This window comes from Methanosarcina baikalica (genome assembly GCF_031461075.1).
GTDB lineage: Archaea > Halobacteriota > Methanosarcinia > Methanosarcinales > Methanosarcinaceae > Methanosarcina > Methanosarcina baikalica.
This window is the reverse complement of sequence record NZ_JAVKPK010000010.1, coordinates 26,899-40,806: the sequence shown is the minus strand read 5'-3', so window position 1 is coordinate 40,806 and position 13,908 is coordinate 26,899. Positions and strand designations below refer to the sequence as shown.

The window sequence follows — 13,908 nt, the reverse complement described above, 5'->3', positions numbered from 1 at the left end:
TGTAAATTAAACAAATAAAACTAAGTATATTGAAGATACGGCTCTTGAATGCGACTTTTCCTTATTTTTTATCACTTCTTCCCGTACTTATTTCTCATTTGAAAAATGTTAGTCTTAATACTTTCTATTTGTTTTTAAACATTCTTTCCTTCTCTTGATTTTTCAAATTCTTCTATTGAAATGATTCTTCTAAGACTAGAGCTGGATCAAATCGAATCCAAATAGAAATATCAAGGTGTTTCGGCACAAGAAAAGTAAAAGTGAGGTCTTGAGAATTTCAAATGAACTAAAAAGAGTCAAAAATTAAATCGTGGGGGGACTTATTGAAAAAACAGGAGAATCACTCTCAAATCGGAATAAAAAGAAAGTGTTCGTTCTGTCATATCTGATAAATAACTTCCCCCACTACCCATTATCCTTGAAGTTTTTATCTGTTTTTTAATAAAGGTTTATTTGCTTTTTGAGTATATACCCGGTCTTGTATTTGTGGTCACTTTTATGTAATTTGTTTTTGTCGTTGTATTACTGCCTGCAGAATTGGTTGCTGTAAGTGACACCGTATAGTTTCCGGTTTTTGAATACGTATGTTTGGGATTCTTGACTGATGACTTTGTTCCGTCTCCAAAATTCCATCTCCATTTAGTCGGCGAGGCTGTACTTTTGTCAGTAAATGTTACTTTCAATGGAGCTTTTCCTGAAGATGGGGATGCAGAGAATGCAGCAACCGGAAAGCTTGAACTGAGTGTGAACATGTAGATATCGTAGTTTTCATTGCGGTCATCAGCCCACACAATTCTGTTCCCGTAGATAGCAGGACTCGTTCCTGTATCGTCGGTGGTTATCTCAGTTTCCGTGGAAGTGGAGATATTGTACATACGCATCGGCATCCCGGTTCCTCCTCCATGATACACTATCCTATCCCCGTAGATATCCGGGCCCCACGCATCGGCGGCGATCAAAGTGTCTTGTGAAGTAGAGAGGTCATGCATCCAGACAAGATCACCTGCTGGTTCAGTCGTATACACGATCTTTTTACCGTAGATATTACCAGTATGCTCCCGATAAAATTCATTTGTAACGATCCCGGTTTCCGTGGAAGTGGAGAGGTCGTACATGTAGATATCGTAGTTGAAATTTTCGTCGTTTCCATTGCGCAAATCTTCCCACACTATAGTGTTACTGTAAATTTTAGGATGATACTGCTCTGATGCATTGGTGGTGATCCGAATTTGCTTGGAAGTGGAAAGATTTTGCATGTAGATATCTGAGTTTCCATTGCGCTCATCTGTCCACACGACCCTGTCACCATAGATATCAGGATTTTTCTGCATTAACTCATTAGTTGTTATCTGGTATTCAGTGGAGGTGGAAAGGTCATACATGTAGATATCCCAGTTTCCAACAGGCCAGCTATCTGCATCTAAGCTTCCTCCATTGCGACCATCCATCCACACAATCCTGTTGCCATAGATAGCAGGATCCATCGCTGATCCGCTTTTGGTGATTCGGGTTTCCTTTGAGGTGGATAAGTCGTACATGTAGATATCTGTGTTTTCATCTCCATTGCGTTCATCCTGCCACACGATCAGGTTTTTGTAGATATCAGGGTTCGACTGAGCTGACTCATTGGTGGTTATCCGGGTTTCCGTGCCCTGTGCCGGATCTGCAACTCCATTCCCTATAGTCATGATCAAAAAAACAAAAAATGCTCCAAACCAAACTGTCAGGCGTTTGTTAATTTTCATTTTATTTTGCCTCCTTAATTCAAAAAGGAATTCTTTAAACCTGAATTTGACTCCATGAATCCTTGGAAAAGTGAGTGTTTAGTCCAACTCTAAAAAGACATCAGTAAAAAAGAAGATATGTCTTCCTATTCGGGCTAATATAGAATAGTTTATTACGTAGTATTTTATTACCGTCTTTAAAAATTAATAAATAGTGACCTTTTTGTCGACCTTTTATGATTATTGTTTTTCTCGTATCCTCTTCAAATTGTATGGGTAAAAGTAAATTTCATGTATTTGCTAAAAAACTAAAAATTTAATTAAGTTTAATAAACAGCTTCAAACGACACATTTAACTTTATAACTATGTGGTAAATTTGTTGAATAGTTTTCGAGTTGGAAAATTCTCCATTGAATTTGAAGAGGATACTTTTTCTCTATTGATTCTTTCTTCTATGTGTCTTTTTTCGAGCCATTTTTTTATTGCTTCAGTCTATTTAATTTTGAGGCAACTCTGCTACTCCTTAAAAGGTGCATATTGAAAGATGCTTTTAAGGCGGCATTTTCTGAATATCTTAAAAGAGCCAGCCTTTAAGACAGGGAAATCTCACATATTATTGTATGAATCTGGAGAAATCTTATATCATTTCCGTATATGCCATTCTCCGGGATGAGAAAGGCAAATTCCTGCTTCTCAGGCGCTCGGAAAACTCTCATACTAACCCGGGCAAATGGGACCTGCCGGGGGGGAAACTTGCCCCTGGAGAGACCCTCCAAGACGCTGTCGTTAGGGAGGTCTGGGAGGAAACCGGGATTTCAATTGTCCCCGGGGAAATTGCAGGGTATGTTACCTTTGAGCTTCCGGAAAAAAAGGTGATCGCAATAGTATATGATGGCGGGTACTTTATTGCTGATGTAAAGTTGAGCTACGAACATATGGAATATGCGTGGACCTCGCTTGATAGCATTCTGGGAATGGACACCCTTCCTGTTTATTTCAAAGATTTCTTTAAAAGGTTCGTCACAGAGAATAAAAAGCCTTCAGAGTCGCCTATTTAATCCGGATTTACGGTGTGTAAATTTTTTACTTGAAATACTTATCCTCAAGTGTTTTCCTTTTTTTTCTGCTGTATTGCCAGCTTACCCCGAGAAACAGGAGGATTACCAGAGCTGCAAAAGCTGCCACACGCAGAAGGGTTCCGTATTTGCTCAGCAGTATAGGATTTATATTGTCTCTCTGCTCGTATTCCGGATACATAATGTCTCGCCTGTCGCTGCTGTGCCCCAATCCCAGAGCGTGCCCCAATTCGTGCTTTGTAATAGAAAGAATTGTAGCATCGCCGTACTGGCGCCAGGCTTTCCCCTGGTAGTTTCCTGCCTCAAGCACTATATTTACTCTTACAAATCGCCCATCTGCTACGCTGGGGCTTGCATAGCCTGCAACGCCTGAGGGAACGCCTTCGATATTTTCCAGGTTTTCGACCCATCTGATATTGATATCAGCTTCTTTTGAATCAACAAGTTCAAAAACAGGAGTATATTCAAGCTTACCGTTTCCCCCTTCTTCCCAGTATTCCAGAGCCTTTTCAATCTGTGTGTAATAGGTGGGACTGTAGTGTTCAGGTACATCTTTGTCTATGTATACTGTGATAGGAGAATGATCCCACGGATGGTCTAAAAGCCTTTCTGGATTTGCTTCAGATGCGGCCGAAACGGTGGGTAAAATCAGTGCCAGCAGTAACAGCACAAAGAACAACCTTATTTTATACATAATGTTCCTATTAATATAAACCGGCCTCCATAATAACTAATCGTTTGGCCCTTAAAACCTAATGTAACAGTACTTTATATCTCATATAAATTCTGTTGAAGAAGTCCCGAACATATTGATGGATTATATTTATATTAACTTTCGGCCAGAGAAAATTATTTTTCGAAAAATTAAATTAAGTCCTGATAAACTTAATTTACAGAATTCACAAAAATCGAACTGATATATTTACTGAACTTCTTTATTTAATAGTAGCTCTGGAGATATCGCATATCTCACAGTTCGGATCACAGCAGTTTTCTTCTTTTCTTATTTCTTCCTCTTCACCATTTCCATCACCCGGGAATTCGGATGCAAGAGCCCTTGTACTTTCGGCAAGCACTGCGGCATTCGAAATGGATGCTGCTATCATAATAGCATAAAATATTTTTTCTTTCTTTATCCCTCTTCTTTTTGCGACTCTGATATGCATTTTCAGGCAATGCTCGCAGCGAAGGGCAGAAGCCACGCCTATAGAAATAAGTTCCACTGTTTCCGGGTCGAGTTTCTTGAATTCCCTCATTATGGAGTTATCATAAAGTGTTTTCGGGATGAAAATTTCCGGAAGGTCTTTCATGAAGTTCATAATATAGGGAACTTCACCATACTGCTTCCGAACATCCTCAAGGAGCTCAGGAACCGCTCTCTCAGGGTCCTTTTTCAAAATTTCCACAATATCCTCAAGTTCCATACGAAACCACCAGCATATATTAACGTGGAAAGAGGCTCAGACGCCGTTTTCCGGGTCAGGCTTTACAGTTTAAAGGATAAGTGAAAAGACACAAACCCAGTAAAAATGTAAAGTTGATAACTCTTAACGCAACAGAATCCGGGTCAAATTGCAAAACCAACGTCAGACTTAGATTTGATTTTTATCAATATATAATTTTTCATTTTTGATCTGGAAATATTTGCAAGCTCGGAAAGTGTGACTCCCTCATCAAATTCCAGCTTTTCAAGTCTTTCATGGAATTCATCATAAGGCAGTTTGACCCTGAGCCCGTTAAGCTGGAGGGTAAGTGGGGCAGGCGAAAGCACAGTTCGGATTTCAGGGACCTGGTTTTCAATCTCCTTCATAGCTCTGGCAGGAAGCACTGCGAGAGGGTCTTTTGCCTGCTGTTTACGAATATTATCAGCAATCTTTCCAACTTCTTCATTAAGTTTGTCAAGGGCGCTAACCTCTTCTGTTTTCCTTAACCTGTGAGAGGTTCTTCCGATATTTCCAACGTAGAGGTCTGCTCCGGAAACTTCCTCGGTTTTCAGGTCAGGCCCGCCTGTAACTACGATCGGTATTTCTATGCCCTCGAAGAGCTTTGGCTTCTTGTTTATTATGCAGTCACTGAATGATCCGAATGTGAAAACTGCAATATCATGTTCATTGATAAGTTTCCTTTCGTAATCCATGGATAGGGATACTCTGCGCCCCATTCCTCTTGCAAGTCCTATCATGTTTGTGTTAGCGCCGGGGTGGCGGAGATATTCTGCTACATCACATGCCGAATGCGGAAGGTGGTGAGAGGCAAGGGTTGGCGAAACAACTGCGATCTCAACTCCAGTAAGGGGAGCCTCTATAATAATCCCAAGCAGTTCATCAGATTGTTTTTTTACTATCGGGACATCTTTTTCAGGGACAAGCATTATGAGGTTGACTTCAGTCCCCGTAATCACTTTCTGGATTATGTAGCCTCCCAGGTCTTCCAGCAGTTCAATTAAAAGTCCATGCTTGTGGACACCGCCTGTGTAAAGATAGGGTCGGAGTACGGCCATCTTAATTTTTCCCTCCTTCCATCAATTCTTCGAGCATTGTCCCTGCCTCTTCGATCCATTCATGTTTTAATGCTTCCTCGGATGCTACAAAAATAAAGCGGTTATCTTTATACAGGTGATAGCGGACCCTGAAACCCTCTGGAGTGACACGGATCGCAAAATCAACAAGGTTTTCGTGAAGTCTATGCCTGGGATCTGCAACCATCATCTCTTTAAGAAAAGCCGCTTCTTCCTCTGGCCTATCCGTGCTTATGGACACAGTCCAGCGATCCGGCTGGCTGATGTTTGCTTTCCCGTAACGATCCCATAGTTTTCCCAGTAACTCTGGAATATATTGTTCTTTTTTAATCAAAATTATTATCTCACCGGCAACCGGTTTAGCATCCACGTCGGCAATATCAATTGTTGTAACTCTTGTGCCCACATCCCTGAGGACAATTGCCATCTGGAAAAGAGAATCTTCAGGTCTAAGCACCACTTTTATTCTCCCTATGGCAGGTGCAAGCTTGAGACTTGCAAGGTTGTCCTCGATAATTTTCCTATAAAACTCCTGCTCCGAAGCAATTGCAGACTCGACTTCAAAGATCTCAAGCGAATCCATCTTTTCCTCACTCCTCAACAAAGCCTGAAGCAAGCAGAGCTGCTCCTACTGCCCCTATCATGTGGGAGTTTTCGGGCACCAGGACGTCGATCTTGAGAAGTTGCCCCAGGGCTTTTGGAACTCCTGCAATTAGGGAAGACCCCCCCACAAGAATCAGCGGCTCTTTTACATCTACTTCCTGCAACTGCTGTTCGTAGATCTGTTCTACCACACTATAACAAGCAGCAGCCGCTACATCTTCAGGAGTAGCTCCTTTTGCAAGGGAATTTACAAGGGATTGGGTTCCGAAGACTATGCAGTAGCTGTTCATAGACACATTTTCGTGTATGCCTTTGACTGCCAGAGCTCCAAGCTCTGTAATATCTATGCCAAGACGTTTTGAGATCATCTCAAAGAAACGCCCTGAGGCTCCGGCACAGATCCCACCCATTGTAAACATTCCGGGAATTCCGTCTTCAACCGAGATTGCCTTGTTGTCCATACCGCCTATGTCAATAACAGTTGCAGGGCCTTTCTGCTTGTTTGCAAGATATACAGCACCCTTTGAGTTGACGGTGATTTCTTCCTGGATAAGCTGGGCTTTTAAATGGTTCCCTACAAGGAAGCGTCCATATCCGGTAGTGCCCAGCGCCTGGACTTCTTCCCTGGAGACGCCGGCTTCTTTCAGGGCAAGAGAATATGCTTCTTCTGCGCTTTCAAGGACTTTTGTTGTGGGTACCCAACCTTTGCCTATTATTTTGTTGTCCCTCATGACAACTGCTTTTGTGGTTGTTGATCCCGAATCTATTCCCGCAGTAAGTCCTGTCTGGACTTCTCTTGCAAGTAGATGCCTGTGCCTGGCAATTGTAGTCAGGGCTTCCAGGCGAGTGAGCAGGGTGGCTGCACTGGTGCTTTCGGTAAATGAATAGCTAATTACCGGAATTTTCGAGTGCTTGTGTATGTATCTTCGGACCTCATTTCGGACAATAGCCCCTTCGGCACAGCGGAAGCAGGTGGTAATAAAAACTCCGTCTACACTGGTTGTGCCTTCAACGACAGCCTTTGCCCGCGCCATCATGAGCCTCAGGTCTCCGCTTGCAACCTCAAGTCCGAAATCCCTGCCTATAGTATCTATAGATGCAATGTCAATTTCAGGGTAAACAAATTTTGCATTCACTTTGGATGCGGCAGCTTCAAATTCGGGTTGAACTCCAGCATACTCAGAGCCGCAGGACACCAGGGCAATCTTGACAAGTCCAGATTCTTCAGTACTCATTTCTTGTCCTCCTTTTCTGCCGGTTCTTTCTCTTTTGCCTTTTCATCTTCTTCAGACTTTTCTTTAGGCAATGACTCCAGAAATGTTGCGATTTTGTTTACGAAATCGTGGGCTTCCTCATCAAACTCAGGGTACTTTACTTCGAGTACAGGGACACCTTTTGAGCGGACCAGATATTTCATCAGCTCATTTGTGCGGTTACAGCCCACACAGCCAAAGTTTGTAGGTGGATTTTCAACTATAATTGCAGCTTCTGTCTCTTCTATAAGGGGGCCTATCAGGGCCATTCGTCCCCTTACTCCAGCCGGCACTTCAATTGCAGCATATCGAAGCCCGATTTTAGGATCTTCAGGAGTGATATTTATTGGGGGAGAATCCAGGCTGATGTTTGTAACTTTCTCTCTTACCTGGTTCATTATAGTAAGGGGTTTATGCCCGAAGCGCTCAACCAGGTCAGCCAGAATAAGACTGTTTACAGGGTAAATGAAGACCTTTGCCAAAAAACTCACCTCGCAAGCTCCTCTTCAATAACTTTTTCCAGGTCCGAAATTTTAAGCTTGCTTTTCTCCTTGCATTTTTCTTTTATACATTCCTTTGCTTCCAGTTCATCAAGTGCAGCCCCTATAGCAGGAAGCATCTTCACTTCTTCCCTCAAAAAGTGGAACCCAGGCCGTGGGCCACCTCCCCTGCTTGCCCGGCAACGCCTCTGGTCTCCTGCAGGGAATCCCCTATCCTTTACAAAAATATGGTTTTTATCCAGCTGCCGGATTTTTTCGACCACTGCCTGTACATCCTCCTTAGCTCCTGTTACTATAAGTCCGAAACATGTCTCTTTTACCGTAACTGGAAACTCTGATTCATAAATCTTCATAGATGCATCTGAAGGCAGTACTTTATCTGAACTGATTACAATGTACTTTGTAATCTCTTCTTTTTTTGTTTCAGCCATATTTCGTCTCTCCTTGGTCTCGGGAGACTTGACCTGCGATAAATTCACAAATGTGAATCCGCTCAAGTATCTAGATTATATAAGAACAACAGCATTTACAAATAAGTTAATTTTCTTTATTCTGCTTTTAATCTGGTATAAATAAACTGATTTAACAGCTTTTAATTTGCCTGTTAGCTATCTATTTATTACTGCTACTTACCAATTACTGTGGTCACATATAATACATATTTTATATATTATTTTTATTATATATGCTCTCAGTTATTCATCTCACGTCTTAAAGCTTTACTTTTCAGTTTCTTTATTTGCAACTTCACTTAAGTATATTGCATCTCCTTCTTTGATATCACTGAGTTTCTCAGGCTCGACTATCCGGCCGACAATATTAGTTGAGGAAAACTTTTCTCCGGTGGGGCCGAAGATATCGTCATCTCCAAGTTTGACTCCTATAATGCCCATCCTTTTTGCTGCCTGGTTTGTGATTCCTATTTCCCCGGCAAATACCTTTTCCGTGGGTGTATTTTCGGGAAGGATTTCCCTATACTTCACGACTTCCTTTTCTGTTTTGAAGAGGTAAGTATCATCATATATCATATAGACAGGCAGTTTTCCAACCGTTTTTGTCTTAAGTTCAAGAGCGTGACGGAAAAAGTCCACCGATTTAGGGGCTTTATCAGGATAAAGTTCAATTTCAATGAGTTTTGCTCTGGATACCGCATAGGCGGTCACCTTTGCTTCTCCAAGAATTTCCAGGGTCGTTGGAGGGTCTTGCCTGACAATTACTGCATCCTCTCCGGTGTATCCGTCTTTTACCAGTTCCACTCCTATGGAGGACAGCACGGGCTCGACTTCCTCAAAGCTATGTCCCAAAAGAACCATCTGGGGGGGGAGGCTTTCGACTGATAGTTTCTGTCCGTTTTCTGCAAGCTTGAGGAGTTCAATGCCTTTTGTTACCTGCCCTACTACCGAATGTACGAGGCTTGAAGGCCGTTCATCTATGGAAATATATATCCTACCTGTCCCGTATCCGACTGTTCGGACCGAAACGGCACCTTCTCTTCTCGGATCAAAGTTTTCGTAAGAGACGAGTTCTCCTTTCAGACCATCATCCGAAATAAATGAACTGGTAGTAACATCTATGTTGAGAGTTCCTTCACGGGTCAGGGCATAGAAATGTTCTGCTCCTCTGGGAGCATTTCTAGAAAGCTCTACTTCAAAATAAGTGAATATGCCGTTTCCATTTTCCAGAGGAATGGAAAGGTCAGTCGTACAGGTTTTTTCAGAGAGTTGTTCCCATTCTATAACCGGCTCGATATTCAGAATTGTATCCTCTCTAGAAAGCCTGAACAAAATATTTCTTCCTGTCACAACTGTCGCAAAAACACTGTCTTCAGGAACTCCATATTCTGCAGTATGTCTTTTTCGTGAAAATATCAGATGAGTATTAAGGGGATCAAACCCCCCTGCTCCAAAAAGGACATCAAACGCTTCAAAGCTCTTCATCCCGCGCAAAGGCTTGATTTCGGCTTCAAAAGGCCCGAAAGCCAGGGCTTCAGTGCTTGTCCAGTGGGCAGATTTCCCTTCGTACTCTTTAAAATTCTCCGCCCATAATTTTCCTGAAGGTGACTCAGGATTTTTTAGTTCTATCCTGAATTCACCTTTGGGGGTATTGATAGCGTATTCGGTGATTGTTCCTGTTCTTTTCTCAGCGGTCTCTTTCAGAATTCCGATCGCTGTACCGGCTATATAGGGGGCTCTGGATACTTTAAGGGCATCTCCAAGGGTAAAGCCTGCAGGCAATGTGTATTTTTGCCCATTCACCTCTACGCTGATCTCATTACTCGTAATCGGCACCTCATTTTGGTAGTTTTCCATGCTAAGAGGGGCAGCATATTTATATTTCTTCTGTAACTTTGAGCCTTTCTTCTTCTGTGAGCTGGGAGAGTACTTTCTCGGGTTTCCCTAGATCTACAATTTTTCCGTCACGCATAAGTGCTACACGGTCACAGATCTCGTTTACAAAATCCATGTCATGAGAAACTACAACAAATGTTTCTCCTATTTCTTCTCTGGCTTTCAGGATTGAATTTGTCACCGATATCTTGGTAATCGGATCCATGGTTCCTGTTGGTTCATCCATAATGACGATTCTGGGCTCCTTGATAAGAACCTGAGCAAGTGCAATCCTATGCCTTTCTCCTTCACTCATTTCATCGGTCATTTTGGGTAAAATCGCTTTTGCCTTATCTTCTTCAAAGCCTGCAGCTTTGAGAGTTATTATGGCTTTTCTGACGCCAAGTTCAAAAGGCAGATCCAGGCTGATAGATTCGGTGAGATTATCTATTACGGAGCTGTGAGTGTAGAGGCCGTATTCTTGGTGCAGGAACCCCATATATTTAGTTGCCCTTCCTTTATTTTCCACTCCCAGCTGTGTCATGTCAACCCATTCGTCTCCTACTCGAACTTCAACTTCTCCGGATGTGGGTGGTAGAATTCCCATAAGAATCTTCGAAGTTGTAGTCTTGCCTGCCCCACTAACTCCTACTAGCCCGAAGATCTCTCCTTCCTTTACATCAAAAGAGATCTTATCTACAGCTCTTACTACGCCGCGGTCTACTGAGATATAACGTTTTGAGAGGTCCCTTACGCGGATTATAGGTTCCCCTACCATGGCGTTCTTTTCCTGCCTCACCATAGATGCGCTCTGCATAAAGATTGCAGAGACTTCAAGGGGATCCCCTTCCTGGATTACTTCCCCATTTTCAAGCAGAATAGCCTTATCTGCCAGTTTCTCAATTACTTCGGGCCAGTGAGAAGTAAGAATCATGCTCATATTATAACTCCTCACTGCCTTAAGCATAGCATCGTGAACCAGCTTTGCAGTCATGGGGTCAAGTGTGCCTGTGGGCTCGTCAGCTAATAGGAGTAGCGGATTTCTCACAAGTTGCCTTGCAAGCACAACCCTTTGTTTTTCTCCCCCTGAAAGTTCCCTTGCAACGTGCATCATACGGTGACTCAGATTTACTTCTTCCAGCAGTTCTACAGCCTTTTTCATGGAGTCTTTTCCCGTATACCCGATTTCATTCAGGGAGTTTATAACGTTTACAAGAACCCTCTCATCTCCATAAAGGGCAAAGGTACGCTGAAGCATGATTGCAATGCGTTTGGTGATATCTTTCCTTATCGGGTCGTAAAGGGAAAGTTTGATGAAATCCGCTTCGAAAGCTTCCAGCGTTTCTCCACAGATCGGGCATTGCTGGCCGGTTTTACTGGGGCGCTCTATGTATCCGCACTTCTCGCAGCGGGACAGATGATAAATTACTTCACCTGATATCTTTTCAAAAGATTCGGTGCCGCGCAGTACATGCATCAGGATTGTTTTCCCGGATCCGCTTTTTCCTAAAACTCCAACTATTTCCCCTTCCTTGATGCTTAAGCTTACGTTTTTCAGGGCCTTATGACCGTCAAAATCTACGGTTAGATTTTTAACTTCAATAAATACTGGCATGAATTTTCCTCCGCAATTATGAGCTGCAAAACTTTCTGATGGCTCTTGCCTGCCTGGGCATCTCGCTCAAGAGTAAAATGCAATTTTTTTAAGTGAATGTGCACTAACATAAATAATAAATTTCATATATTTGGGCAACAACTAGATAAGAGTAAACATTAGATAAACATAACGCATTATTTTGTCACTGTTAACATCTAAAAACCAAGATCATCCGGCGAATTTACTGGCTATTATTGGTTATTTTTATTACTTTGGTTACATTTTATGAATTGATTACAGCCCTTTTACTACATCCACAACTTTTATTATATCGTCAAGAACCACATCTGCTGCTTTTCTGAGTTCTTCTGGTCTTTTATCTCCCTGTTGCGTTGTCATTATTCCTATATCTGCTGCCCTGAACGCCAGGATGTCATTAATTCCGTCCCCTACCATAACTACTTTCTCATACCTGCTTTTAAGTTCAAGCACCACTTTCTCCTTCATAAAGGGATCTGCAAAGGCGAAGACTCTTTCCCTGGGGATATTTATGAACTCAGCAAGCTGCATGAGGGCTGACATTCTATCCCCGGATGCTATGTACATATCCACCTCTATGGCATGGAGCATCTGGGTGGTTTGCAGCGTCTTATCAAATACCTGTCCTCCAGTGCTGAGCACATATGGTATTCTTCTCGCCTCCGAATCGACTATCAGACCGGCCGCAAGATAAATGCTGTCAGGGCAGTGGGATGTAACTGCCTCTAGCACATCATGTACATCTCCCATCGGGATTGAAGCCCCTTTTATGATCTCACATGCAACATCCGGGGTAAACTTTCCTTTTGAACAGCTTATGCCTATTGGGACTCTGTACTCCCTTATAAATTCAAATAAAGACATATCCCTTCTTGAATGCAGGATTGTCTCTTTCTCCGTATTAAGAGCTACAAGGCCGCAACCAATCTTTTTTGAGACAATGGCAGTGCTCTCTATGTTTTCAATAATATTTCCTGTGCTGGCTTCTTTTGCAACTCTGTACATATGTAGAAGGGTTCCGGCACTGTCAAAGACCACTGCAATTCTTTTGGACATATCAAGTGATTAAGCTATAAAATAAAAGAATCTTTGCGAAAACCTGTAAATACAACAGAAAAGTGAGGTTAAATAAATAAATAAATAAATAAATAAATAAATAAATATATAAATAACTAAATTGAGTAAGTCAGTCAGTTTTTTTTCACATTATTGATGCCCCTGAAAGCAGAACACCAGTAAAAAATCCCAGGATTACTCCGGAATTCAAGAAGGGGAGACCTGCTTGCGGTTTTCCTCTCATTACCAGGATAGAAAGTACTGCATGCCCTACAAGGGTACCTAATATGGCCCCGATTACAGGATATGAAATTCCTCCATTGTTGTGCATGAAAACGTTTGCCGAAACCACCAGCAGAGTAGGCATGACGGCATCTCCAAGTCCCATGAAAAAAGCTTCGCGCTTTTCTCCTTCTTTGAAGCTTTCCTGCAAGAAAGAATAGTTCGAATGTTTTGGAATTACGAACAGAATGGGAAGCTTCAGATCCATTATTCCCTCGGCCATAACTATCATATGCTTTGTTTTGTATACCGAGATAGCATCATAGACTGCAAGAAGCAACAGAAGAACTATTACAGGGACAACTGAAAGGGAAATCCCTATCAGGGCACCGACCCCCCCTGCAATACAAACTCCCACAATGTCAACTATATACCATTCGGGATATTTATAAAGCAGCACTGTTATTCCTATAGACAGCAGAACTGAGGCAATTGCTTCAAACCCCGAAAGAGAGGGAAAGAGGGTCAACAGGGCGAAAAATACGTAATAGAGGGTACTTATTATGGCTATATATATAAAAAGACTGATTACCCATTTCATGTTTTTCTTTAGTGCTATCAGGACTAATAGGGTAAAAACCAGGATCATTATGATATAATATATGGAATTGGACACCTGGGTCGGGTCTTCAAAAGCCTGCATGTCATTAACTTTCATGGGTGCGGACAAAAATAGTGCAAGAACCTGCACTACCAGGATTAATCCTGCCATGGAAAGAATAGGTAAATAATCTTTAATTGATTGTTCGCTGGAACTCAAATGCTAAACTCCTTAATTCTTAACAGTATGCCTTTTTTATTCCTTTATATATTTACTGTATTCTTTATCTTCAACTTATTCTAATTAATTATATAATTCTCTTCACAGGAAAATCTTTTTTCTTTTTCCACCCTCTTTTCTGATTAAATAATTTTCCTGCCCAATGCTTCAG

13 protein-coding genes are annotated in these 13,908 nt (G+C 42.0%); 1 reads left to right on the top strand and 12 read right to left on the bottom strand.

What is annotated here, in order from left to right:
• Nucleotides 1-449 precede the first annotated feature (449 nt).
• Complete coding sequence (locus RG963_RS03710; protein ID WP_310574932.1) at nucleotides 450-1,745, bottom strand: PKD domain-containing protein; 1,296 nt, start codon at nucleotides 1,743-1,745, stop codon at nucleotides 450-452.
• A 600-nt stretch (nucleotides 1,746-2,345) separates the two neighbouring features.
• On the opposite strand from RG963_RS03710, the gene RG963_RS03705 reads away from it, so the two are divergent.
• Nucleotides 2,346-2,783, top strand: coding sequence for an NUDIX hydrolase (locus RG963_RS03705; protein WP_310574931.1), 438 nt, complete (start codon nucleotides 2,346-2,348; stop codon nucleotides 2,781-2,783).
• A 25-nt stretch (nucleotides 2,784-2,808) separates the two neighbouring features.
• Here RG963_RS03705 and RG963_RS03700 read toward each other — a convergent pair whose 3' ends face one another.
• The 11 genes from RG963_RS03700 to RG963_RS03650 form a co-directional block, all read right to left on the bottom strand.
• On the bottom strand, nucleotides 2,809-3,495 hold the full coding sequence (locus RG963_RS03700) for a matrixin family metalloprotease (protein WP_310574930.1): 687 nt from the start codon (nucleotides 3,493-3,495) through the stop codon (nucleotides 2,809-2,811).
• A 241-nt stretch (nucleotides 3,496-3,736) separates the two neighbouring features.
• Nucleotides 3,737-4,225, bottom strand: a complete 489-nt coding sequence (locus RG963_RS03695) for a carboxymuconolactone decarboxylase family protein (RefSeq protein WP_310574929.1) — start codon at nucleotides 4,223-4,225, stop codon at nucleotides 3,737-3,739.
• A 143-nt stretch (nucleotides 4,226-4,368) separates the two neighbouring features.
• Entirely contained in the window at nucleotides 4,369-5,301 is a 933-nt protein-coding gene (locus tag RG963_RS03690) for a methanogenesis marker 7 protein (protein ID WP_310574928.1), read from the bottom strand.
• Nucleotide 5,302: 1 nt separating this feature from the next.
• On the bottom strand, nucleotides 5,303-5,902 hold the full coding sequence (locus RG963_RS03685) for a methanogenesis marker 17 protein (protein WP_310574927.1): 600 nt from the start codon (nucleotides 5,900-5,902) through the stop codon (nucleotides 5,303-5,305).
• Between the two features lie 7 nt (nucleotides 5,903-5,909).
• Entirely contained in the window at nucleotides 5,910-7,157 is a 1,248-nt protein-coding gene (locus RG963_RS03680; protein ID WP_310574926.1) for a methanogenesis marker 15 protein, read from the bottom strand.
• On the bottom strand, nucleotides 7,154-7,666 hold the full coding sequence (locus tag RG963_RS03675) for a methanogenesis marker 5 protein (RefSeq protein ID WP_310574925.1): 513 nt from the start codon (nucleotides 7,664-7,666) through the stop codon (nucleotides 7,154-7,156). The genes RG963_RS03680 and RG963_RS03675 overlap by 4 nt, the downstream gene beginning before the upstream one ends.
• Entirely contained in the window at nucleotides 7,663-8,106 is a 444-nt protein-coding gene (locus RG963_RS03670; protein ID WP_310574924.1) for a methanogenesis marker 6 protein, read from the bottom strand. Before RG963_RS03670 ends, RG963_RS03675 begins: the two co-directional genes overlap by 4 nt.
• A gap of 288 nt (nucleotides 8,107-8,394) precedes the next feature.
• Complete coding sequence (mmp3, locus tag RG963_RS03665; RefSeq protein ID WP_310574955.1) at nucleotides 8,395-9,963, bottom strand: methyl-coenzyme M reductase-associated protein Mmp3; 1,569 nt, start codon at nucleotides 9,961-9,963, stop codon at nucleotides 8,395-8,397.
• A gap of 40 nt (nucleotides 9,964-10,003) precedes the next feature.
• Nucleotides 10,004-11,617 carry a methyl coenzyme M reductase system, component A2 gene (atwA, locus tag RG963_RS03660; RefSeq protein ID WP_310574923.1) on the bottom strand — a complete coding sequence of 538 codons (1,614 nt, stop codon included), beginning with the start codon at nucleotides 11,615-11,617 and terminating at the stop codon, nucleotides 10,004-10,006.
• A gap of 276 nt (nucleotides 11,618-11,893) precedes the next feature.
• Entirely contained in the window at nucleotides 11,894-12,694 is an 801-nt protein-coding gene (locus tag RG963_RS03655; protein ID WP_310574922.1) for an HAD family hydrolase, read from the bottom strand.
• Between the two features lie 145 nt (nucleotides 12,695-12,839).
• Nucleotides 12,840-13,736 carry a presenilin family intramembrane aspartyl protease PSH gene (locus RG963_RS03650; RefSeq protein WP_310574921.1) on the bottom strand — a complete coding sequence of 299 codons (897 nt, stop codon included), beginning with the start codon at nucleotides 13,734-13,736 and terminating at the stop codon, nucleotides 12,840-12,842.
• Between the last annotated feature and the right edge of the window lie 172 nt (nucleotides 13,737-13,908).